General features: G+C 64.4%; 25 protein-coding genes. 15 read left to right on the top strand and 10 right to left on the bottom strand.

The annotated features are described in order from the left end of the window. Positions 1-38 precede the first annotated feature (38 nt). The 3 genes from CZ375_RS04815 to CZ375_RS08245 all read left to right on the top strand — a co-directional run bounded on the left by CZ375_RS04815 (position 39) and on the right by CZ375_RS08245 (position 1,420). The gene (locus CZ375_RS04815) at positions 39-521 is read left to right on the top strand and encodes a YaiI/YqxD family protein (protein ID WP_077598147.1); all 483 of its coding nucleotides are present in this window, start codon (positions 39-41) and stop codon (positions 519-521) included. 471 nt (positions 522-992) lie between these two features. Beyond that, entirely contained in the window at positions 993-1,187 is a 195-nt protein-coding gene (locus tag CZ375_RS04810; RefSeq protein WP_077598146.1) for a hypothetical protein, read from the top strand. Positions 1,188-1,264: 77 nt separating this feature from the next. After that, positions 1,265-1,420, top strand: a complete 156-nt coding sequence (locus CZ375_RS08245) for a hypothetical protein (protein ID WP_159438370.1) — start codon at positions 1,265-1,267, stop codon at positions 1,418-1,420. Between the two features lie 217 nt (positions 1,421-1,637). On the opposite strand, the gene CZ375_RS04805 is transcribed toward CZ375_RS08245, so the two are convergent. From CZ375_RS04805 to CZ375_RS04795, 3 genes are all read right to left on the bottom strand, one after another. Beyond that, positions 1,638-1,817 carry a hypothetical protein gene (locus CZ375_RS04805; RefSeq protein WP_077598145.1) on the bottom strand — a complete coding sequence of 60 codons (180 nt, stop codon included), beginning with the start codon at positions 1,815-1,817 and terminating at the stop codon, positions 1,638-1,640. 203 nt (positions 1,818-2,020) lie between these two features. Further along, positions 2,021-2,308 (bottom strand): hypothetical protein, encoded by a 288-nt coding sequence (locus CZ375_RS08240; protein WP_097677382.1) that lies wholly within the window; start codon positions 2,306-2,308, stop codon positions 2,021-2,023. 175 nt (positions 2,309-2,483) lie between these two features. After that, positions 2,484-2,849 (bottom strand): YbaN family protein, encoded by a 366-nt coding sequence (locus CZ375_RS04795; RefSeq protein ID WP_077598143.1) that lies wholly within the window; start codon positions 2,847-2,849, stop codon positions 2,484-2,486. A 208-nt stretch (positions 2,850-3,057) separates the two neighbouring features. On the opposite strand from CZ375_RS04795, the gene CZ375_RS04790 reads away from it, so the two are divergent. Together CZ375_RS04790 and CZ375_RS04785 are read left to right on the top strand one after the other, a co-directional pair. After that, positions 3,058-3,345 carry an EF-hand domain-containing protein gene (locus CZ375_RS04790; RefSeq protein WP_077598142.1) on the top strand — a complete coding sequence of 96 codons (288 nt, stop codon included), beginning with the start codon at positions 3,058-3,060 and terminating at the stop codon, positions 3,343-3,345. 229 nt (positions 3,346-3,574) lie between these two features. Further along, positions 3,575-3,802 carry a hypothetical protein gene (locus tag CZ375_RS04785; RefSeq protein WP_077598141.1) on the top strand — a complete coding sequence of 76 codons (228 nt, stop codon included), beginning with the start codon at positions 3,575-3,577 and terminating at the stop codon, positions 3,800-3,802. Between the two features lie 357 nt (positions 3,803-4,159). Here CZ375_RS04785 and CZ375_RS04780 read toward each other — a convergent pair whose 3' ends face one another. Next, positions 4,160-5,251 (bottom strand): glycerol dehydrogenase, encoded by a 1,092-nt coding sequence (locus tag CZ375_RS04780; RefSeq protein WP_077598140.1) that lies wholly within the window; start codon positions 5,249-5,251, stop codon positions 4,160-4,162. 378 nt (positions 5,252-5,629) lie between these two features. Between CZ375_RS04780 and CZ375_RS08405 the strand changes: the two genes are divergently transcribed. After that, positions 5,630-5,773, top strand: coding sequence for a hypothetical protein (locus tag CZ375_RS08405; RefSeq protein ID WP_234966875.1), 144 nt, complete (start codon positions 5,630-5,632; stop codon positions 5,771-5,773). 15 nt (positions 5,774-5,788) lie between these two features. Continuing rightward, a complete protein-coding gene (locus tag CZ375_RS04775; RefSeq protein WP_234966869.1) occupies positions 5,789-6,616 on the top strand; it encodes a glycerol dehydrogenase in 828 nt (275 codons plus the stop codon). Positions 6,617-6,792: 176 nt separating this feature from the next. Here the strand turns inward: CZ375_RS04775 and CZ375_RS04770 are convergent, their stop codons facing one another. Then, positions 6,793-7,359, bottom strand: coding sequence for a GNAT family N-acetyltransferase (locus tag CZ375_RS04770; protein ID WP_077598139.1), 567 nt, complete (start codon positions 7,357-7,359; stop codon positions 6,793-6,795). 2 nt (positions 7,360-7,361) lie between these two features. Further along, the gene (locus tag CZ375_RS04765) at positions 7,362-8,024 is read right to left on the bottom strand and encodes a peptidylprolyl isomerase (RefSeq protein WP_077598138.1); all 663 of its coding nucleotides are present in this window, start codon (positions 8,022-8,024) and stop codon (positions 7,362-7,364) included. Positions 8,025-8,268: 244 nt separating this feature from the next. Between CZ375_RS04765 and CZ375_RS04760 the strand changes: the two genes are divergently transcribed. Further along, on the top strand, positions 8,269-10,893 hold the full coding sequence (locus tag CZ375_RS04760) for a Cna B-type domain-containing protein (protein WP_077598137.1): 2,625 nt from the start codon (positions 8,269-8,271) through the stop codon (positions 10,891-10,893). An 87-nt stretch (positions 10,894-10,980) separates the two neighbouring features. Here the strand turns inward: CZ375_RS04760 and CZ375_RS04755 are convergent, their stop codons facing one another. The 4 genes from CZ375_RS04755 to CZ375_RS04740 form a co-directional block, all read right to left on the bottom strand. Then, positions 10,981-12,918, bottom strand: a complete 1,938-nt coding sequence (locus CZ375_RS04755) for an ABC transporter ATP-binding protein (RefSeq protein ID WP_077598136.1) — start codon at positions 12,916-12,918, stop codon at positions 10,981-10,983. After that, positions 12,911-14,770: an ABC transporter ATP-binding protein gene (locus tag CZ375_RS04750; protein WP_234966867.1), complete on the bottom strand. Its 1,860-nt coding sequence runs from the start codon at positions 14,768-14,770 to the stop codon at positions 12,911-12,913. Before CZ375_RS04750 ends, CZ375_RS04755 begins: the two co-directional genes overlap by 8 nt. Further along, complete coding sequence (locus tag CZ375_RS04745) at positions 14,763-15,113, bottom strand: MarR family winged helix-turn-helix transcriptional regulator (protein WP_234966865.1); 351 nt, start codon at positions 15,111-15,113, stop codon at positions 14,763-14,765. Before CZ375_RS04745 ends, CZ375_RS04750 begins: the two co-directional genes overlap by 8 nt. A 466-nt stretch (positions 15,114-15,579) precedes the next feature. Further along, complete coding sequence (locus tag CZ375_RS04740) at positions 15,580-16,446, bottom strand: alpha/beta fold hydrolase (protein WP_077598134.1); 867 nt, start codon at positions 16,444-16,446, stop codon at positions 15,580-15,582. A 215-nt stretch (positions 16,447-16,661) separates the two neighbouring features. Here CZ375_RS04740 and CZ375_RS04735 point away from each other — a divergent pair, with 215 nt between their 5' ends. The 7 genes from CZ375_RS04735 to CZ375_RS04705 are packed head-to-tail and all read left to right on the top strand — an operon-like array spanning position 16,662 to position 22,306. Further along, the gene (locus tag CZ375_RS04735; protein WP_077598133.1) at positions 16,662-17,585 is read left to right on the top strand and encodes a phosphate ABC transporter substrate-binding protein PstS family protein; all 924 of its coding nucleotides are present in this window, start codon (positions 16,662-16,664) and stop codon (positions 17,583-17,585) included. Positions 17,586-17,587: 2 nt separating this feature from the next. Further along, a complete protein-coding gene (gene pstC / locus CZ375_RS04730; RefSeq protein ID WP_077598132.1) occupies positions 17,588-18,493 on the top strand; it encodes a phosphate ABC transporter permease subunit PstC in 906 nt (301 codons plus the stop codon). Next, on the top strand, positions 18,486-19,403 hold the full coding sequence (gene pstA, locus CZ375_RS04725) for a phosphate ABC transporter permease PstA (RefSeq protein WP_077598131.1): 918 nt from the start codon (positions 18,486-18,488) through the stop codon (positions 19,401-19,403). The genes pstC and pstA overlap by 8 nt, the downstream gene beginning before the upstream one ends. Continuing rightward, on the top strand, positions 19,400-20,173 hold the full coding sequence (pstB, locus tag CZ375_RS04720) for a phosphate ABC transporter ATP-binding protein PstB (RefSeq protein WP_077598130.1): 774 nt from the start codon (positions 19,400-19,402) through the stop codon (positions 20,171-20,173). The genes pstA and pstB (CZ375_RS04720) overlap by 4 nt, the downstream gene beginning before the upstream one ends. Before the next feature lie 26 nt (positions 20,174-20,199). Beyond that, complete coding sequence (gene pstB / locus CZ375_RS04715; RefSeq protein WP_327196212.1) at positions 20,200-20,937, top strand: phosphate ABC transporter ATP-binding protein PstB; 738 nt, start codon at positions 20,200-20,202, stop codon at positions 20,935-20,937. A gap of 2 nt (positions 20,938-20,939) precedes the next feature. Then, positions 20,940-21,614, top strand: a complete 675-nt coding sequence (gene phoU, locus CZ375_RS04710; protein WP_077598128.1) for a phosphate signaling complex protein PhoU — start codon at positions 20,940-20,942, stop codon at positions 21,612-21,614. Positions 21,615-21,631: 17 nt separating this feature from the next. Then, a complete protein-coding gene (locus CZ375_RS04705; protein WP_077598127.1) occupies positions 21,632-22,306 on the top strand; it encodes a response regulator transcription factor in 675 nt (224 codons plus the stop codon).

Raw genomic sequence — 22,306 nt, 5'->3', positions numbered from 1 at the left:
GGAAGCCAGCGATGACATCCGGTGTTCCGAGGAAGGCCATGCCCATGCTGCACATAGATGCCGACGCCTGCCCCGTGACCGCGGACGCCCTTGCCGTGGCGCGGCGCCTGGGCGTGCCGGTGACCATTGCGGGCAACAGCACGCAGAACCTGGAGCGCCACATCCGCCGCGACGACCCGCGGGATGCGGCGGAGGCCCGGCATGGCTTCTGGGTGGACGTCCTGGCCGTGTCGGTGGGGGCAGACAGCGCGGACTTCGCCATAACGGAGCGGCTGGAGGCTGGCGATGTGGTGGTGACGCAGGACATCGGCCTTGCGGCCATGGTCCTGGGCAGAGGCTGCGCGGCCATCGGAGTGCGAGGCCGCGTCTTCGACCGGGCGACCATCGACATGGAGCTCTTCATACGTCACGAGGAGAAGAAGGTCAGGCGCGCCGGCGGGCGCACCAAGGGGCCTGCGGCCTTCACAGGAGAGGACCGCAAGCGCTTCCGCCGCAACCTGGAGCGGCTTCTGGGGCAGTAGGCTCTCGGTCCCGCTGCTCTACAGGAGGATGCTCTCTTGTAGAGCAGTTTTCCCTTACCTGCGCAAATGCGGCCTTGCTCTACGGCGGAGTGCTCTCTAGTAGAGCTGCGGGAGCATGGGGGCGAGTGTAGCTTGCCTTCGGTGAGGGGAACGACACTACGTTACCGGGGGAAGAAGCCTTGCGCGCAGCTTTGCCGAGCATATCCTTGCTTCGGGCGATGTCGCATCATTTTTGTCCACAGCCAGTGCTAGCTTAAAGAAAGAAAAAGGACCATCCCCGGAAGCATCCGAGGATGGTCACAACAATCAAGAAGCCGCCTACGCGGCGCCCTCCGCGAGGAGGGCAGGTGTGGCTGAGGGCCGTATTTTGACTTGCAGTGCCGTTCTGACTGGTAATCCAACGAAACCCGAATGCGTATGGGAAGGCCATGAGGGACTACCTGAGGTCAAGGAAGCTGTAGGAGGTGCAAGATGACCCTGGACGAACCCCTGTTCATGAAGGACCACGACTGGTACGTCACCCCTGCTGACGAGGGGCTTGAGTCGTGCATGTTCGATGACGGCCGTGGCTATCACCTGCGCGATGACGTCCCGGACGAAGTGCACAAGTCATACGAGGAGTTCTATGCGGCCCTTGAGGGCCAGCAGTTTGCCCTTCATCTGTAACTGTCGCGTTTTGGATATTGTGGCAATCTGAGCCGTCCCTCGGGGCGGCTTTTTCATGTCGATGGGAGGTGGGGCGCATGCCTGGTCTCAAGAAGCCCGAGACCATCGCCTCTGACCCCTTGTTTTGGAGCAGTGCCGTTCTGACTGGTAATCCAACGACAATCCAGCTCGCCCTCTCAATCCTCCGACTGTTGGAGGAGGTGAGAAAAGCAAAAAAGCCCCCGCGCGAGTAGCGCAGAAGCTTTAAAAGAAGCCTAACAACTAGTTAGGGTTCGGGGACGGGACCAATCCGTCCGCCTGTCTCGCATTGTGGCGCACGCTACAAGTAAGGGCAAGCGCCCCCGCCAGGTACAACTGGCGAGGGCAAGGCTCAGTCCAAGAGTGTTGGATTACCAGTCAGAACGGCACTGCTCCAAAACAGAACCACGGCTCCCCGATGGACGCCCTGCGCTAGCCTCTGCGCCCCATGTCCTCGCGGATGAGCTGCTTGACGTAGCCCTGCTTGTTGGGCTGGGCAGACAGCCACTCCCAGAGGTCGGCCTCCGCCGGGTAGAAGCGCGTGGTTATCTGCCTCACGCTCTCCCTGCGGTACCTCTCGCTGGCCCGTCTCTGTGCGTCTGACACGGCCATCTAGCGCCTCCTCAGCTTGTCGATGACGCGGACGATGACCTCGGCGATGAGGAAGCCAATGACCGTTAGGATGACTTGCTTTGCGTCTTCCATACGCTCTCCAATCGGGCGTTGGATTACCAGTCAGAACGGCACTGCTCCAAAACTATGTGCAGGTAGATGGCTTGTTGAGAGTCCGTATCCGGGCCTGTGGTCTCCAGGCCCTAGTCGGTGCCCATGGATTCAGCCCTCGGGACGGTCGGGCCATCAGCCCACTCGACCGCGATGCCCCTCTCGTGCAGGGCGAAGGCCACGAGGCGGCTGTTTGCGTTGGCCATGCGCCAGTCCCCGCCGTCAGCGGGCACGTGCCCCTCGTCGTAGGCGGCCTGGTTCGTCCAGTAGGGCAGCGTCACGTGGCCCGGCCAGCCGCCGCGCCCCTGCGCCGCCTCGTCCACCCTGCCGAGGGCGCGGGCCACCGCCTGCCGCTGGGCCGCCAGGGCCGCGTCCAGCACGTCCCAGGCGTCCTGGGGCCATCACATATGTCCGTCCTCCATGGTTCGCTCGGCCCCGCTGCTCTACGGCAGAGCCTTCGCTTGTAGAGTGGTTGTTCCTGACCTGCGCAAACGTGGCCTTGCTCTACAGTGGAGTGCTCTCTTGTGGAGTAGGGCCACGCGAAGGCGCGGTGCCCTACTCCTCGGGAGGCTCCTTGACCACGAACACGAAGTAGATCACATGGCCCAACCACACCGCTGCCAGGGCAAGCCGACCCCAGAACGAGTGCATGAGCAGGAATCCCACTCCCATGAGCAGGCTCACCATGCCCAGGATGCGAAGCTTGGTGCGCCTCTGCATGCCCTTCTTCTGCACGTAGCTCTCCAGCTCGTCCTTGTACAGGCGTGTTCCGCAGAACCAGTCATGCAGGCGACGGGAGCTTCTCGAGAAGCAATATGCGGTGACCAGATAGAACGGGATGCTGGGCAAGACGGGCACCACCACGCCCACGCTACCCAGGACAAACGCCACGCAACCCACGCCAATGTACAGGTATCTCATCCGTCGGCTCCCATATGTTTGTATTAACTAACAATATAGAGCGTACGGGTGGACATTTGTTTGCCAAGCCTAATTACGGTGAGCGGAGTCGCCGGACCCGCAAGGGCGACCGATTCTCCGTCCGTCGTGGGAGTCATTTTCCACTACATTCCTTGGGCCCCAAGGGGTACAAGAAAGTAACGTCAACCCCCAAACGGAGGGGAGTCCCATGGATCTTATGAACGAGGCCCAGAAGCTTGCCCAGAAGGCCACCGAGGTGCTCGACGCCAACGGCGACGGCCAGCTTGGTGCTGACGAGGTTTTCGATGCCCTGAAGAGCCGCACGGGTGAGGTTGCGTCCGCAGCCCAGGAGGCAGCCGGTGCGGTAAAGGAGGGTCTTGACGCCAACGGCGACGGTCAGGTTGGCATGGACGAGGTCGTGGGCACCGCGCAGGCCGTATTGGGCGCCGTGAGCGAGCTGGGCAAGAACCTCATGGGCGGTGCCGACGCCGAGTAGGTTTTGCCGGATTACAGTTCCGCCAGTATGCGCCAAGCACAGACGCCACAGGAAAAAATTTCCTGTGGCATTTTTTCAGAAAAAATTCGGTTAACTGACGGAGGGGATAGGCTAAGGGACGGCGCGACCGGTGGGGTGAAGAGACGGACGGCACCTGTGAAGGCGTGACCCTCGTCGGATTTTGGGAATAATGGGGCCACTAACCAAGTCGAGAGGGCGGGGAGGCAGGATGAACTTCCGGCAGAAGATGTTTCGCGGCTATGTGATGTCCATGGTGCGAGAGGACAGGAGGGACGAGGCCGAGAGGGTCCTGGCCGAGGGTTTCGCCCGCCAGGATGAGGGCACGTTCGACGCCGCCTACCTCGAGTCAATGTCGCCAACGTACCTCGCCCTGGTCAAGGAAGAGCATGTGAGCAAGCTCAAGGACGCCATGGCCCAGTTCTCCTCTCGTCTCTAGGGTCGTGCATTGGAGCGGCTCTAGAGGCGCAGCATGCGGCGGGAAGCCGCGGCCGTCCCTATGGCCCGTGTCAACGCCCCGCTTGACGCGGGAGATGTTGACGTGGCCGCCGTAGTCCTTGGCTGACTAGACGCAGATGGGGCGCGTTCCCACGGCGAGTGGCTTGACGATCTAACGGAAGCGGCATGCATGGGATGCGTATTTGTAGTCCATCCCTATTCCTGTGTTTTGCCGTAAGAAAAACCACTTAGCGTAGCTTCCGTTGGCAAGTTTCCGTCTGGTTTGGCGATGAAAAAGGGTGCCTGCGACTCTTCGGCAGGCACCCCGTGTTGTGACGTTCCGTTGCGGGAGGAGCGCCTACTCGGCAAGGGCCTCGCGGCCGTAGGCGTCCGCGGCCAGCATGGCCGCGGCAACCTTCTCGGGCGTCACCTCGAAGGGCATGTTATGCAGGGTGTCGTTCTCGGCGCAGGCAAGCTTGGCAACCTCGAGGACGCGCTCGTAGCTCGCATCCTTCACGCCCAGCTGCTCGAAGGTAACGGGAAGGCCCACCTCAACGCAGAAGTCCAGGACCTCGTAGATCTCATCGGCATTCTCCAGAACGAGCTGAACCAGGGTGCCGAAGGCGACCTTCTCGCCGTGGTAGAGGACGTGGGTCTCGGGCATGGCGGTTAGGCCGTTGTGGATGGCGTGCGCGCCGGCAAGGCCTGCGGACTCGAAGCCCAGGCCAGAGAGCAGGGTGTTGGCCTCGATGACCTTCTCGACGGACTCGGTGCAGACGCCTGCCTCGAGCGCGAGCTTGGCCTTGGCACCCTCGGCCATGAGAGTCTCGTAGCAGAGCTTGGCCAGCGCGTTGGCCGCTCCGGTTGACTTGCCGCCTGCGCAGGTGCCGGCATCAGAGCGGGTGCAGGCGCGGCCCTCGAAGTAGGTTGCCAGCGCATCCCCCATGCCGGAGACGGACAGGCGCACGGGGCTCTTGGAGATGATCTCGGTGTCCATGAGCACCAGGTTGGGGTTGGCCTTGAAGAACTGGTACTCCTTGAACTGGCCCTCGGGGGTGTAGATGACGGAGAGCGCCGAGCAGGGCGCGTCCGTGGCGGCGATGGTGGGGACAATAACCACGGGTGCGTCAACGTTGCTGGCAACAGCCTTGGCGGTGTCGAAGATCTTGCCACCGCCCACGCCCACGACGACGTCGGTGTCGGAGGAGCGGTAGACCTCCACGAGGCGGTCGATCTCGTCCTGCGAGCACTCCCCGTTGAAGTTGTCGTACTGGAAGTCCAGGCTGGCAGCCTTGAAGCTCTCCTCGAGCACGCCGCCGAAGCGCTTGATGCCGCCAGCGGATATGACCACGAGGGCCTTCTTGCCGTAGGAGACGACGTATTCTCCCAACTTGGCCAACTCGCCGGGACCCTGGACGTACTTGCTGGGACTGATGAAGATGCGGGCCATTGCTCCCCCTCGTTTTCGTGCCGCAGTCTGCTGCCACGACGCCAAGACCTGTTTCCTGCGCTTTCGAGTATAGCAAAACAATGTTACGTACGTAAGTTATCTTTCTCGTCCGAGCAGTGGGAGCAAGTGGATCGCAAGATTTTTCGAATGAATAAATCATTCCTATCATTTCCAAATCATGAGAAAACCTGAATGTCCACTGTCCTAAGGTGAATGAGACCGCAGCCTGCTGCCGGCCACATCATCCGCATGTCTAGGAGAGGAACAGACATGAAGCTTCTTCGTGCAATGCGCGAGTCCCTGAAGTACGTCCAGGGAAAGGGTGCCCTTCTCAAGTTTGAGGAGGAGATGGGCTACATGGGCAAGCGCTGACTCTTCGTGTGCTCAAACAGCGGCTACAAGGCCTGCCATGACCAGATCGAGCAGAGCTTCGCTGGCTCCGACAGTTATCGTCGCTACGAGATCTTCGGTGGCATCTCAAGCAACGGCGAGATCGCCAAGATGCAGTCCATCGTCGAGTAGGACAAGATCGACGCCGTGGTTGCCATCGGTGGCGGGTCTGCCGTGGACACCGCCAAGGCAACGGCCCACTACTCTGGCAGGAAGGTCGTCATCATCCCCACCGTCGCCGCCACCGACGCCCCCTGCACGGGCCTCTCGGTCATCTACAACGACGACGGCAGTTTCGACAAGTACCTCTTCTATCCCGAGAACCCCGCGGCGGTCATGGTTGACACTCAGGTGATCGCCAACGCGCCCGTGCGCTTCCTGGTTGCCGGTATGGGCGACGCCCTGGGCACCTACTTCGAGGGTCGTGCCTCCATCCGCACCGAGTCTCCCAGTCTCGAGGGCACCGGCATCACCCGTGCCGGCATGGCCCTTGCCGAGCTCTGCTACGAGACCCTGCGCGACTACAGCTCCCAGGCCATCGCCGCCTGCGAGAACCACGTGGTCACCCCCGCCCTCGAGAACATCGTCGAGGCCTGTGTGTACTTGTCCGGAGTTGGTGCGGACAACGTGAACTGCGCCGCCGACCACTCCTTCTACAACGGCCTGACCTCCCTGGGCGGCCATAGCGCCCCCCATGGCTGCTGCGTGGCCTTCGGCACGCTGGTCCAGCTGGTGTTGGAGGGCGTCTCCCAGGAGGAGTTCGAGGACGTCCAGAGCTATTGTCTGGAGGTTGGCCTGCCCACCACCCTGGCCGAGCTGGGCGTGAGCGGCGAGGACGACATCCGCAAGATTGCCGAGGCGGCGTGCGTGCCAGGTGAGACCATCCACAACCTTGCCGGCGACGTGACGCCTGACGAGCTGTTTGCCGTCATCGTTGCCACCGACGCCTTGGACCGCGCCCGTGCCGCCGAGTAGGTCCGGGCCCCAGGAATTGAGCGAGCCCCCGCAGAAAATAGTTTTCTGCGGGGGCTTCTCGCAAACGCCCAGTTGAGTTGTGAAGACCACGCAGGAAAAGCTTTTCTTGCGGGCTTATGCCGCGAGAGGGACCAGGCTGGGGGGCGAGAGTGGTCAGGCCGCTGGCCGCTGGGGGGCTAGCGCCGCCGGAGCCACTCCGAGCGCGTGATGCGCATCACGCGCTCGTCCACCGTCGTGTCGAGCAGGCGGAGGTAGACGCCCTCCTGCCTGTGATGGTCTCGCATCCCCAGCTTCTCCTGGACCCTCTGGCTCTGGAGGTTGTCCGAGAAGCTCGCGGCCCAGACGGCCCGAAGGCCCAGATCGACGAAGGCATGCTCGAGCAGCGCCTCGCAGGCCTCGGGCATGATGCTGCGCCCCCAGGCGGGCCGCGCCAGCCAAAAGCCCAGCTCCGCCTCGTCTGCCCCCACGAAGCCCTTGGATGCCTCCCCTCGCTTGAGGGAGACGGAGCCGAGGGCCTCTCCAGCGGGCACGCCCAGCTCGTTGGCAAGCGTCGCTTGTGCGGTGATGGCGTAGGTCTCGTCAACCATGAGCAGCTCGTGCAGGACATGGCGGCTCTCCTCCATGTCCTGATGCGCAGGCCAGCCGGCGGCGGGGCCAACGTGCGGATGGCTGGCGTGGCGAAAGAGCGCCTCGACGTCCTCCTCCTGCCAGGGGCGCAGCGCCAGCCGCTCGGTCTCGATCATCCCTAGTCCACCATCTTGAGGGAGACGATCTTGGGCTGGTCTGCGGGGGACACCGTGCCGTTCGAGTCCTGCACGGGGGTCTCCACCAGGGCATCGATGACCTCGATACCGCTCGTCACCCTGCCGAACGCGGCGTACTGCCCGTCCAGCGAGGGGTAGTCCGCGTGCATGATGAAGAACTGCGAGCTGGCTGAGTTCATGTCCTGGCTGCGCGCCATGGAGATGACGCCGCGCTTATGCTGGATGGCGTTGACCACGCCGTTTGCCGAGAACTCGCCCTTGATGCACCTCTTGGAGCCACCTGTCCCGTCGCCCTTCGGGTCTCCGCCCTGGACCATGAAGCCCTTGATGATGCGGTGGAAGGTGAGCCCGTCGTAGAAGCCGCTCTCCACCAGGTCGGCGAAGTTGCTCACCGTGATGGGCGTGTTGTCCGCGTAGAGCTCCAGCTCAAGCCTGCCATAGCCTTCCACCTCGATGACTGCATGGTGCAGCCCCGAGGAGTAGCCGTTGTCAAGCGGCTCCATGAGGGTTCCTGACGTGTCGGGTGCGTCCTTCGGGGGAGCTGCGACGTCGCTACCTCCTTTTGAGCACGCCCCCAGGGCAAGGGTCGTCCCCAGCGCTCCTGCGATGCGGAAGAACGAGCGTCTGCTGAGCTGGGAGATCATGATAGCCCTCGTCTCTCATTCAATCTTCTATGTGGCAATGGGCCCACATGATAGCGACTGTGCCCCTCGCGAGGGAGGGCTGCCGCTAGCCCTCCCTTTATGACCGCTTGCAAGAAAATGGCCTAGCAGATGTTGTTCAGATATGTTGTAGCACTTTGTTAACTTTTTGGTATAGTAGTATAGTGCCCAGCTCATGCCATGTTTCCTGGGAATGACTTTCCAGACACGCAACAAGGAGGACCACATGTCCCGTTACAGGCGCTCACCCAGGCCCTTGGTGGTGCTTGGCGCCATGCTCTGCCTGCTGTGCTCCACGATCGCATTCTCCCGCACCGCCTGGGCCGACAGCAGGCGGGTCGTGGACATGTCAGAGGTCTCCGGCTTCTTCAACGGCTCCGAGGATGACCTTCAGCGCACCATCGACGAGGCCGGCTCCACGCCAACGCGCATCGTGCTCTCGTGGAGCGACACAATGCTCACGAGGCCCCTGGTCATTCCCGAGGGTGCCGACATCGAGATCGTCAACGCCAGTCGCGAGGGCTTCGAGACCCAGTCCGCCCTCGTGCGCGAGGACGGCTACGAGGGCACCCTTGTCAAGGTGGCAAAGGGGGCCAAGCTCACGCTTGACAAGAGCGGCGAGGGGGGTCGGCTTGAGATAAGGAGCCGTGGCCAGGTGGGGCAGGGCAACATTGCCAGCAACGCGCCTACGGTCCTGGTGCAGGGAGAGCTCACCATCCAGGATGCCACCATCTCGGGCACGCGCGGGATGACAGAGTTCTTCCAAGGCGCGGTCACCGTGACTGGCGCCGACGCCATCCTCACCATGAACGGCGGCCTGATAACGGACAACCATCGCAAGCAAGACCCCAGCTATGTCCAGCGCGGCGCTGGCAACGTCGCCGTTGCCAAGGGGGCCACCTTCATCATGAACGGAGGCTCCATCACCGAGGGCCGCGGAAGTGAGGTCTCGGGCAATTCCTATGGCGAGGCGGGCGGCGTTGGCGTCTACGAGGGCGGCCACTTCGTCATGAAGGGCGGCGACATCAGCGACAACGCCGGCTTCGGCGGCGGCGTGGTGGCGTATACGTGGGCTGACGGAAGCGACGTCAAGGCCGCGGCAGCCTCTGGCAACGACATGACCTCCACGCGCTCCACGGTCGAGCTCTGGGGAGGCAGCATCAAGAGCAACGAGTCTGGCTTCGGAGGCGGTGGCGTCCTCGTCTTCGGCAACGCCGAGCTCACCATGCATGGCGGGGAGATCACAGACAACACGGCTCCCTGCGGCGGTGGCGTCTGTGCCATGGACCTGTACAAATGGGGTGCCGCCAGGAGTTGGGCAGAGATTGATGGCGAGGGGGGCAAAAGCGGGCTTTCCCCCGAGGAGTACAGCAGATACCAACCGGGTGGCTTCACCATGCATGGCGGAACCATAGCCCGCAACAGCTCGTCGCGCACGGGCGGCGGCGTGAACGTGGTCTCCAACGCGGTCCGGCTCTATGGGGGAGACATCAGGGAGAACCATGCGGACATGATGGGCGGCGGCGTCTACGTTGCCACGAAGACCTACACCGCTCACTTCCATGACATGTCCGTGCACGAAAACGCCGCGGACGTGGCTGGCGGCGGCATCTGGGTCTGCCCCACGGGCAAGCTCACCCTCAATGTCACCCATGGCGCCATCATCGAGGGCGGCCAGGCGGGCCGTCACGGCGATGACATAGCTCACCTCGAATATGGAGGCGTCGGCTCGTTCCCCGTGTTCCTCTCCGATCACGTCTTGGGCGGCGGGGAGGTCTCCTACTTCTGGGATGGCGGCGTCAAGGCCCCTGGCGGCTCCCGCTTCGACCCTGACAGCCCGGGCGAGCGCGTGGTGCTCAAAGGAGGCGAGGAGGACACCATCACCAACTCCGGCCTTCATAGCGTTGCCGCGGACGATGGCGCCGAGCTTGCTCGTGCCATGGCCACGCTTCGCATCCACCAGAACAGCTCGAGCTTTGTGGGGGGTGGCATCGGATCGAACGGCGGCATCGCCATCGGCGAGCCCGAGACCTTCGAGCTCGAGGTGACCAAGCGGTGGAAGAACGGCCTCACGGGCGATGACCTGGACCTTGCTGGGCTGACCAAGACGGAGGTTAACGCGGGCGTCGTCGTGAGCTACCAGGACAAGGACTACCTCATCAGGCGCTTCACCATATCCGCCCAGAACGGGTGGAAGGCAAAGGTGGTGGACCTTCCCACCGTGGATCCTGCCGGAGAGCCCATCTCGTACAAGGTCGTGGAGCTTGACGAAAAGGGCGAGGCGATAGTCGCCTCGACCACGAGGCTCGAGGTGACGGGCGAGGCGAACCACCTTGCCGCCTCCCTGGAGAACAGGGTCGTGAGTCTGGATGTCACCAAGTCCTGGGTCTACAGGGGCAGCGGCGAGCCAGCTGACGAGCAGGCCGTCACGGCCGATATGATTCGCCTTGGCATATACCGCACCGCCGGCGCCTCGAGCGAGAAGGTGGGTCTCCTCGAGGTCAGGAGGGATGCGGGTTGGACCGCCGAGCTCAAGGATCTCCCCGTTGCCGACGCGAACGGCAACGACTACTCCTACTGGGCCGTCGAGCTTGCCGAGGGGGAGGAGGCGCCTGAGGCCGAGGGGATCGATGACTCTCGCAGGCTGACCTTCTCCCGTGACGAGCGAAGGGGGAGCCTGGCGCTTTCCGTCGTGAACGAGATAGAGCCCCCCGTGCCTCCCGCTCCGCCAACCCCGCCTGCCAGCATTCCACGCACGGGTGACCTTGGGGTGACGCATGGCGTCGCGGCCCTGCTCGGCCTGGCGCTCGCGTCTCTCGGCTCATCCGTCCTCCTGCGCAGGAGGGCCTAGGACGCGCCGTGAGGGATGGGCCATGAAGAAGGGCGCCTCGCACATGCCCGCGAGGCGCCCTTCTTGCTGCCGGTCGTCGGGGCCTTCCTACTCCAGCTCGAAGGCGCCCGTGTAGAGCTGGTAGTAGGTGCCCCTCTGGGCGATGAGATCGTCGTGCGTGCCGCGCTCGATGATGCGGCCGTGGTCAAGCACCACAATCACGTCGGAGTTGCGCACCGTGGAGAGGCGGTGGGCGATCACGAAGGTGGTGCGACCCGCCATGAGGGCGTCCATGCCGCGCTGCACGATCTGCTCGGTGCGCGTGTCAATGGAGCTCGTGGCCTCGTCCATGATCATGACGGGTGGGTCCGCGACGGCGGCTCGGGCAATGGAGAGGAGCTGCCTCTGGCCCTGCGAGAGGGCCGTGGCATTGTCCGTGAGCATGGTCTGGTAGCCCTCGGGCAGGCGTTCGATGAAGCTGTCGGCACCGGCTAGGCGCGCGGCGGCCCGGCACTCCTCGTCGGTGGCGTCCAGCCTGCCGTAGCGGATGTTGTCCATGACCGTGCCCGTGAACAGGTTCACGTCCTGCAGGACTATCCCGAGGGAGCGCCTGAGGTCCGCCTTGCGTATCTTGTCGATGTTGATGCCGTCGTAGCGGATCTTTCCCTCGTTGATGTCGTAGAAGCGGTTGATGAGGTTGGTGATGGTCGTCTTGCCGGCACCGGTGGCGCCCACGAAGGCGATCTTCTGACCGGGCTTGGCAAAGAGGGAGACGTCATGAAGGACCAGGTGGTCGGGCACATAGCCGAAGTCCACGCCCTCCAGGCGCACGTCGCCCCGAAGCTCGCTGTAGCTCACGCTGCCGTCGTGGTGGGGGTGCTTCCACGCCCAAATGCCGGTGTACTCGTCAGTGGTTGCCAGCTTGCCTTCGGAGTCGCGCCTGGCGCGCACCAGCTCCACGTAGCCCTCGTCCTCCTCGCCCTTCTCGTCGATGAGGGCGAAGATCCTCTCGGCGCCGGCCAACCCCATGACCACGAAGTTGATCTGCTGGGCAACCTGGCCGATGGAGCCCGCGAAGCGCTTGGTGAGGTTGAGGAAGGGTACAACGATGTCAATGGTGAGCAACGCCCCCGAGATGGAGGGGTTGGGGATGTGGATGGCCAGGAAGACGCCTCCCATGAGGGCCACGGCCACGTAGGCGAGGTTACCCAGGTTCATGAGGATGGGCATGAGGATGTTGCCGTAGGTGTTGGCGCTCCTCGCCGCCTGGTAGAGCTCCTCGTCCACCTCGTCGAACTGCTCCTGCATCTTGGCCTCGTGGGTGAAGACCTTGATGACCTTCTCACCGGCCATGGCCTCCTCGGCAAAGCCCTCTAACTTTGCCAGGGCGCGCTGCTGGGCCAGGAAGAAGCGGGCGCTCCTGCCGCCCAGGACCTTCGTCATGAAGCCCATGAAGGCGACCATGACCACCACCACGAGGGCAAGCGGAACAGAGTACCAGAGCATGATGGCCATGACCGAGACCATGGCCATGAGGGTGGTGAGGAGGTTGGGCAACGCCACGCCGATGAGCTGGCGCAGGGTGTCCACGTCGTTGGTGTAGTAGGACATGATGTCGCCATGCTGGTTGGTGTCGAAGTAGCGTATGGGCAGCGACTCCATGTGGTCGAACATCATGTTACGGACCTTCATGAGCGTGCCCTGGGTCACTACGGCGCTCAGCTGGGTGTCGATCATGATGAGGACGAGGGCGGCGACGTACATGGCTATGAGGCCGCCCACGATCTGCGTGATGCGTGGCGCCGCCGCGGCCCAGTCGCCGCTCTGCCAGTGCTGGGCAATGACCTCCAGGGCCTGCTGCATGAAGACGGAGGGCAGCGAGGCCAGGGTGGCGGACACGACGATGGAGACGACGATGGCCACGGTGTGGACGGGGTAGAACGAGAAGACCAGCCTGATGGCGCGCGAGAGCACGGCCATGGGGTTCTTGGGGCCGTGGCCGCGCCCGCCACGCGCCTGCCTGTCCTGCGACTCTTTCTTACTCATGTGTCTCAGCCTCCCTTCCGCTCTCCTGCGCATCCGCAGCGAGACCCACCATCTTCTGGTCGTGGGACTGCTTGTTCTGGGAGGTGTAGGTCTCGCGATAGATGTCGTTCGTGCGCAGCAGCTCCTCGTGGGTTCCAATGCCGGCTATGCGGCCGTCGTCCATGACCACGATGCGGTCCGCGTCCTCCACCGAGCTGGTGCGCTGGGCGATGATGATCTTGGTGGTCTCGGGGATGAAGCTCTTGAAGCCCGCGCGGATGAGCTTGTCGGTCTTGGTGTCAACGGCGCTGGTGGAGTCGTCCAGGATGAGGATCTTGGGCCGCTTGAGCAGGGCACGCGCGATGCAGAGGCGCTGCTTCTGGCCACCGGAGACGTTGGTGCCCCCCTGCGAGATCATGGTGTCGTAGCCGTCGGGGAAGCGCTCGATGAACTCGTCGGCCTGGGCCAGGCGGCAGGCCTCGCGAATCTGTTCGTCCGTGGCCCCCTCGTCTCCCCAACGCAGGTTCTCCCTGATGGTGCCTGAGAAGAGTACGTTGCGCTGGAGCACCACGGCCACCTGGTTGCGCAGGGTGTCCAGGTCGTACTCGCGCACGTCGTGGCCGCCCACGCGCACGCTTCCGCCCGTCACGTCGTACAGGCGGCTGATGAGCTGGATGAGGGTGGACTTGGAGGAGCCGGTGCCGCCGATGATGCCGATGACCTCGCCGCTCCTGACGTGAAGGTCTATGTCCGAGAGGGCCATGCGCTCGGCGCTTGGGGAGTACTCGAAGTCCACGTGGTCGAAGTCCACGGAGCCGTCGGGGACCTCCATGAGTGGGTTGGCCGGGTTCTTGAGGTCTGGCTCCTCGACGAGCACCTCGCAGATGCGCCTGGCGCTCTCCTCGGACATGGTGATCATCACGAAGACCATCATCAGCATCATGAGGCTCATGAGCACCGAGAAGCCGTAGGTGATGAGGGCCGAGAGCTGGCCCACGTTCATGGCCGCACCCTGGCTGGAGATGATGGCCCGCGACCCGAAGTAGATGACGAAGGCGTAGATGACGTCGATGGAGAGGGTCATGACGGGCTGGTTGAGGGCCAAGATGCGCTCGACGTGCACGAAGTCGTGGTAGAGGCTGCCAGACGCGGCGTTGAACTTCTCCTTCTCGAAGTCCTCACGCACGAAGGACTTGACCACGCGGATGCCCTCGACGTTCTCCTCGACGGAGTCGTTGAGCCGGTCGTACTTCTTGAAGATGCGGCGAAACATGGGCATGACCTTGGCGGCCAGGCCGATCAGGAAGAATCCCAGGAAGATTGCCACCACCACGAAGATGAGGGCCATGGGGCCGCCGGAGACGAAGGCCATGATGATGGCGAAGATGATCATCAACGGGCTCCTGATGGCCGTGCGGATAACCATCATGTAGGCCTGCTGCACGTTGTTGGTGTCCGTGGTGAGGCGGGTCACCAGCGAGCTGGTCGAGAAGCGGTCGATGTTGGAGAACGAGAAGCGCTGGATGCTCTCGAACATGTCGTGGCGCAGGTTGCGGGCGAACCCCGTTGCGGCGGTGGAGCAGGTCATGCCTGCGACGGCGCCGCAGGCGAGGGAGACCAGGGCCAACGCCACCAGGATCAGGCTGTAGCGCACGATCACGTCCATGCCGGCGCCCATGTTGAGCTGGTCTATGAGCTGCGCGGTGCTGAATGGGATGGCGCACTCGACGATGACCTCGCCCACCACCAGCAGCGGGGTGAGGACGGATGGCCTCTTGAACTCCCGTACGCTCTTCGCAAGCGTCGAGACGATCTGCCGGTAGCTCAGCTGTGGGGTGACGCCCTCGCTGATGGCGGCGTCTGTGCTACTCACGGGCATTGGCCTCCCTCTCCCTCTCCTCGATCTCCTTCCAATGCCGCGCGAGCCTCTCGAGCATGTCGGCAAGCTGGAGGCGCTCCTCGTCCGAGAGGGGAGAGAAGGCGCAGCGCTCGAAGCCGATCTTCTTGCTGGCAACGCCCATGGCGGCCTGCTTTCCCTCGGGAGTGAGGGAGATGTCCAGCTGGCGCTTGTCCTGCTCCGAGCGGGTGCGTCTGATGAGCCCCTCGCACTCGAGCTTCGAGAGCACCTCCGAGAGGGCCGCCGAGCTGATCTTCGCGCCCTCCTGCAGGGTGCGCTGGGTGAGGTTGCCCCCCGCGCGGAGCAGCTTTATGAGCACGTGCTGCTTGCCCCCGCGCCCTCCCGCATGGACGTGCAGGAAGTGGCCGAAGTAGCCAAGGCCACGCAGGATGCGTCGCTCGACCGAGGCCGCGGCCAGGTCGAGCTCCCTGTTGATGTCATGTTCCGTGTGGATCAGATCCCTTCCTCTGCGACGTTTGGTTGAGAGGATACTAGGTACCTAACAATATGATGTCAAGGTACCTAGCAAACTATTCGCGAGGTACCTTGCAATCTTCACATGGGCATCCGAGAGGGCGCACGTGTCCGGCGCTTTTTTGTAGAGCAGGCCTTCTCGGTGGCAACAAGATGAGCCTTTGGTAGCAAAACCCCAGGTAGCGCATCTGCTTCGTCGTTTTGTTGTCACATACAGGCCCTAAATGACAGCAAAATAGGTCTCTCCCTCTCGCAACTGGGGTTTTGCGAGAGGGGGCAGTGTTGTTGTCAGAGGGGTCGTCCTGCGGCGCCTACGGCCGCTCCGCTCGCGAGAGGAGCTCCAGCACCACCCGGCAGAGCTCCTCCGGCCGCTCCTTGGGGATGCCGTGGCCGCAGTCGGGGAGGACCTCCAGGCGCACGTCCGAGCCGCCCGCGCGCAGGCCCTCGACGATCTCCTTCGTCTGCCAGGGGGCGATGCAGTCGTGCTCGCCCACGAGGACCGTGGAGGGACAGCGCACGGCCGAGAGGGACGACGCCTCGATGTGGGGTTCCGCAAGCATCAGGCTCAGCAGCTCGGCCGTGGTCCGTGCCTCGGTGGCGCCTGGGGTGAGCAGGCTCGCGTCCACGTCGCGCCCGTCGGCCGCATCGAGCCAGTCGGCCCACGCCCAAAGCGCGCCCGCGCTTCCGGCGATGTCCCAGTCGTCCTCCTCCACCACGCCCTCGGGGGTGAGGTTGGCGCCAATGGCCAGAAGGCTTCGCACGCGTTTTGGCTCGTCGCGCGCCAGCAGCAGCGCCTCGATGCCGCCGTCCGAGAATCCCATCACGTGAAAGCGCCCGACTTCCAGCGCGTCCATGGCCGCCAGGGCGTCCGATGCCATGAGCTCGTAGCTGAGGGGCGCACCTCCCCGGCTCGACTTGCCCTGCGCCCGCGAGTCGATGGCGACGACCATTCGGCCGGTCGCCAGTACGGCATCGATGACTGGGCCAAAGATGCCATGCTCCTCTCCGTTGCCGTGCAGCATGAGCAGGGGGGCGGCTGTGGTGGGCCTGACGGGCTCGTACGCGAAACTGGCGATCAGGGCTCCGTCGGGCGTCTTGACGCGCAGCGCGCGCCTGGGCGCCACGCTGGGACGGCGATAGGGGCTTGGGAAGTGCGGCTGTGGGGGGGCTGCGCTCATGTCCGTTCCTTCCAGGAGGTCCGTTCCTTCGCCCCAGTGTAGGCCCTCATGGGACTCGCCTGCCCCCTCACGCGGCTTTGTAAGCTCCGTGTAAGCCCTGATAACGCGTTCGTAAGGGCATGCGCCCGCCTGCCCCCGCGCTGCCTCGAGGTCCTAGAGTCGTGCGTGAAAGGCGTGGGCACCCGCCCCGTCCCGGCACCTCGGAAAGGAATCACATGAGCAGGAATCTGTCACGTCGTCAGTTCGTCAGTACCGCCGGAGCCCTGTCCGCCCTGTTCGCGCTTGGGGCATGCACGACGGGGGGTGGACGCCCAGGTCCGTCTGACCCGGCTGCCGCGCGCCTGTCCGGCTCGGTCGTCGCGGTGGGGTCCACGGCCCTGCAGCCCCTCGTCGAGGCGGCGGCCGAGCAGTTCATGGCGGACAACCCTGGCGTCCAGATCACTGTCCAGGGCGGAGGCTCCGGCCAGGGCATCACGCAGATTCACGAGGGGTCGGTCCAGATCGGCAACTCCGACGTCTTCGCCGAGTCGAAGCTCGACAACAAGGAGGACGCCAAGAGGCTCACCGACAACAAGGTCGCCGTCGTGGGAATGGGCCCCGTCGTGAACTCCTCGGTTGATGTGGACGACCTCACGCTCGACCAGCTCAAGGGCATCTTCACCGGCTCCATCACCAACTGGGGGCAGGTCGGCGGGGCTGACGCCGACATCGTCGTCATCAACCGCGCCTCCGGCTCGGGCACCCGTGCCACCTTCGAGGGAGCCGTGCTCAAGGGCGCCAAGGTCCCCGACACCTTCACACCGCAGGAGCAGGACTCCTCGGGCACCGTCGCCAAGATGGTCACCGAGACGCCCGGCGCGATCTCCTACCTTGCCTTCTCGTACTTCGCTAACGACCTCAAGGCCCTCAAGGTAGACGGCGTCGAGCCCGCTCCCGAGAACGTCGAGACCAACGACTGGACCATCTGGGCGTACGAGCACATGTACACCTCCTCTGCCCCTGACGAGGCGACCCAGGCATTCATCGACTACATGCTCTCCGATGCCGTGCAGGGCTCGCTCGTCGAGCAGACCGGTTACATCCCCGTCAGTGGCATGCGGGTTGCGGTGGATGCCGAGGGGAACGTGACAAAGGCGTAGCAATGGCCCTTTCGACCACCTCAAAGCGTAGGCTCGAGCGGCGCGGCCAGTTCATCTCCGGTCTGGCCGTGCTCCTCGTGGTCGTGCTCGTGTGCACGCTCATCTTCATGGTGTGCTCGCGCGGCATCGCCACCTTCACGAGGGACGGGGTCCCGCTTGGCTCCTTCCTCACGGGCAGGACGTGGAACCCACACCAGAGCAACGAGCTGGGCCAGCCTACTGTGGGGGCGCTTCCCATGGTGCTGGGCTCCTTCGGCGTGACGCTGCTCTCCTGCGCCTTCTCGCTGCCGTTCGCCCTCGGGGCGTCTATCTTCGTCGTGGAGGTGGCCCCCACCTTCGGCAGGAAGTTCTTCCGCCCGCTCGTGGAGCTCCTGACGGGCATCCCCTCGGTCGTCTTCGGCGTCATCGGCCTCACCATGGTGGTTCCCTGGACGAGGTCCTGGGCAGGGGGGACCGGCTATGGCATTCTCTCCTCCTCGATCGTGCTGGCGCTCATGATCTTTCCCACGATGATGAGCCTCACGGCGGACGCGCTCTCGGCCGTGCCGGACTCCTATCGCGACGGGTCCTACGGCCTCGGCTGCACTCGCTGGCAGACCGTATGCCACGTGGTGCTCCCCACGGCGCTGCCCGGGATACTCACAGCCACGATCATGGGCATGGCCCGCGCCTTTGGAGAGGCCCTTGCGGTGCAGATGGTCATCGGCAACGCGGCGCAGATGCCGTCGAGCCTGCTCACGCCGGCGTCCACGCTCACGTCCATCATCACCACGAGCATGGGCAACGAGGCCATGGGGACGGTCTACAACGACGTGCTGTGGTCGCTCGCCCTCATCCTGCTCATCATGTCGATGGCGTTCATTCTGCTTGTGCACCTCGTCGGCAGAAAGGGGAGCAGCAATGACTGACCCCACCGGCGTCCGCTCTCCCAAGGCCGCCCGCACGAAGGATCGTGCTGCAACGGCGGTGCTCGCCGCCATCGTTTTCGCCATCGTCGTCATGCTCGTCGTGGTGGTTGGCCATGTCGTCGCGTCGGGTGCGGGCAAGCTCGTCGACCTCTCGTTCCTGAGCGGCAAGCCCGAGCAGTTCAAGGCGGGCGGAGGCATCGGGCCCGAGATATTCAACTCGTTCTACCTGCTCCTGCTCACACTCCTCATCTCGCTGCCCATCTCCCTGCTCGCAGCGGTCTTCCTCACGCAGTACCTGCCTGAGGGTCCGGTCGCGCGCGTCGCCAAGACGGCCATCGAGACCCTCTCGAGCCTTCCCTCCATCGTCGTGGGCCTGTTCGGCATGCTCGCCTTCGTGCTCTCGGCGGGCTGGGGCTTCTCCATCCTGTCCGGTGCGCTTGCGCTCACGATGTTCAACCTGCCCATCCTGGTGCGCGTCATACAGCAGGCGCTCGAGGCCGTCCCCCGCACCCAGCGCGACGCCGCCCTGGCGCTGGGCCTCACGCGCTGGGAGGCCACGACGATGATCCTCATCCCGGTGGCCATGCCGGCCATCGTGACAGGCGTGATCATCTCCGCGGGCAGGGTGTTCGGAGAGGCGGCCGCGCTCATCTACACCGCCGGCCAATCCGCCCCGACGCTTGACTTCCTGAACTTCGACCTGTCGAGCACGAGCTGCCCCTGGAATGTCATGCGCCCCGCCGAGACGCTTGCGGTGCACATCTGGAAGATCAACTCCGAGGGCGTCGTGCCCGACCTCTCGGCCGTCTCCGCCGGGACCGCTGCCGTGCTGATGGTCTGCATCCTGGCCTTCAACGTCATCGCACGCCTGGTCGGGCGCGCCCTCGAGAGGAGGATGACCGCAGCATGAGTGACGCAGGCAACGGCGTGGTGCTGTCCGCGCGGGACGTGAGCGTGTCCTACGGGACCCACCTGGCCCTTCAGCCCTCTTCCATCGACTTCGCGGCGGGCAGCGTCACGGCCCTCATCGGCCCCTCGGGCTGCGGGAAGTCCACCTTCCTGCGCTGCCTGAACCTCATGAACCGCGAGATCAGGGGCTGCACCATTGAGGGCAGGGTCATCTACCACGGGCAGGACGTGAACACGCCCGACGTGGACAGCTACGCCCTGAGAAGGCAGGTCGGCATGGTTTTTCAGCAGCCGAACCCCTTCCCCAAGTCCATCTACGAGAACGTCGCCTTCGCCCCGCGCCGCCACGGCATGGCCTCTCGCTCCGAGCTCGACGCCCTCGTTGAGCGAAGCCTTCGTGCCGCGGCCCTGTGGGACGAGACGAAGGACAAGCTCTTCGCCTCCGCCATGGCGCTCTCGGGCGGGCAGCAGCAGCGACTCTGCATAGCTCGCGCCCTGGCCCTCGACCCCGACGTGGTGATCATGGACGAGCCTTGCTCGGCGCTCGATCCCATCGCGACCTTCTCCATAGAGGACACCATCAGTGACATGGCCTCAAGGGGCATCTGCGTGATCATCGTGACGCACAACATGGAGCAGGCCGCGCGCGTCTCCGACCGGTGCGCGTTCTTCCTGCTGGGCGAGCTCGTGGAGCAGGGACCCACCAACGAGCTCTTCTCCACGCCCAAGGACAATCGGCTTGAAGACTATCTGACGGGAAGGTTCGGCTAATGGGCGGAGAAGCGAAGGATGGGCTCGTGGCCGGGCACGTCAGCCTCTGGTACGGAGACTCCCAGGCACTGAGGGACGTCAGCCTCGAGATGCGCCCCCGTGAGGTCACGGCCCTCATCGGCCCCTCGGGCTGCGGGAAGTCCACCTTCCTGCGCTGCCTGAACCGCATGAACGACCGCATCCCGGGATGCAGGGTGGAGGGGTCCTTCCGCCTGGGCGACCAGGACCTCTATCGGGACGTGGACAGCTACGAGCTGCGCCGTCGCGTCGGCATGGTGTTCCAGCGTCCCAGCCCCTTTCCGCTCTCGATCTATGAGAACGTCGCATATGGGGTGAAGCGGCACCTCCGCAGGGGAAAGTCCCAGCTCGACGCCACGGTCGAGCGCTCCCTCACCGAGGTCGGCCTGTGGGACGAGGTGAAGGACAAGCTCAACGATGCCGGGACCTCGCTCTCGGGCGGGCAGCAGCAGCGCCTCTGCATCGCGCGAGCCCTCGCCGTGGACCCGGAGGTAATTCTCATGGACGAGCCCACCTCGGCCCTCGACCCCATCGCGACCAGCTCCATCGAGGAGCTTGCCGCCTCCATCTCGCGGGAGCGCACCGTCGTCATCGTGACCCACAACATGCAGCAGGCTGCCCGCATCGCGCGGCGCACGGCCTTCTTCTACCTCGGAGAGCTGGTGGAGGTCGCCGAGACCAGGGAGCTCTTCGCGACACCCAAGGACAAGCGAACCGAAGACTACCTCACGGGAAGGTTTGGTTAGACATGGCAACCAGGAGCGCGTACACCAAGGAGCTCAACAAGCTTGCCGGGCACGTGACGGCGATGGGCCAGGCGGTCGTCGAGAACGTATGCGCCACGGGTCGCGCCATGGCGGGCGCCGGCACCGAGCCTGCCTCGGAGGTGATCGCCGGCCATCGGGCCACGAGCCTCCTCGGTCGCGGCGTCGAGGACGCCTGCATGAGTCTCATGCTGCTCCAGCAGCCCCTCGCCCGCGACCTCAGGCTCGTCACGGCGGCCTTCCGGGCCGTGTCCGACCTTGCGCGCATCGAGGAGATGGCCTATCAGATAGCCCTGACCGTCGAGGAGGGCGCCCCTGCGGCGACGAGTGTCGTGGGACGCGATCTGGGCGAGCTCGCGAGAAGAGTGGCTACAATGGTCGCAAGGGCCATGGACGCCTTCGACTCCGAGGACGTCGAGGCCGCCGAGGGTGTCTTCGCCATGGATGATGGGATCGATGGGCTCTATGATGAGGTCCGCCAGCGGATCGTCGACCAGATCAAGTCCGATGGCGAGTTTGCGCCGTCGGCGCCCGAGCTGCTCACCATCGCGAAGTACTACGAGCGCATGGGTGACCACGCCCAGTCCATCGCCGACTGGGCCATCTTCCGATCGACGGGGTCCTATCGCGGGCATTCCATGGGAGACGCGTACGAGTGAGGACGGGGGGATGTCGGGTGGTCTACTACGTCGAGGATGACAAGAACATCCGCGAGCTCGCCGTCTACGCCCTGTGCCAGGCGGGCATAGAGGCACGTGGCTGCCTCGACGACGCCGACTTCAGGCGTGCGTGCGCGGAGCGGGTCCCTGACGCCATCCTGCTCGACGTCATGCTGCCGGACGTCGACGGGCTCTCCATGCTCGCGCGTGTTCGTCAGACCCCCGGCCTGTCGCGCGTGCCCGTGATGATGCTCACGGCAAAGGACGGGGAGCTGGACAAGGTTCGGGCCCTGGACGGCGGTGCGGACGACTACCTCACCAAGCCCTTCGGGATGATGGAGATGGTGAGCCGCACCCGAGCCCTCCTCCGCCGAGGCGGACGGGAGGTCCGTCAGACAGAGGAGCCGCTCGAGCTTGGGCCCATCGTCCTGTGGCCAAGGCGGCGCGAGGCCCTTCTCGATGGCGTCGCGGTGCAGCTCACGCAGAGGGAGTTCGATCTCCTCGCCTTCCTGATGAGCAACCCTGACGTGGCCTTCTCCCGAGAGCAGCTGCTCAGCCGCGTGTGGGGCTGGGACTTCGATGGGGGGTCGCGCACGGTTGACGTGCACGTCCAGCAGGTCAGGGGCAAGCTTGGCCCGGCGGCGAAGCTCATCGAGACCGTGCGCGGTGTGGGCTACCGCATGAGGGGCTGA

This window comes from Olsenella urininfantis, assembly GCF_900155635.1.
GTDB lineage: Bacteria > Actinomycetota > Coriobacteriia > Coriobacteriales > Atopobiaceae > Olsenella_G > Olsenella_G urininfantis.
Note: the sequence above shows the minus strand (reverse complement) of the source record. Positions and strands in the feature narration are given on the sequence as shown.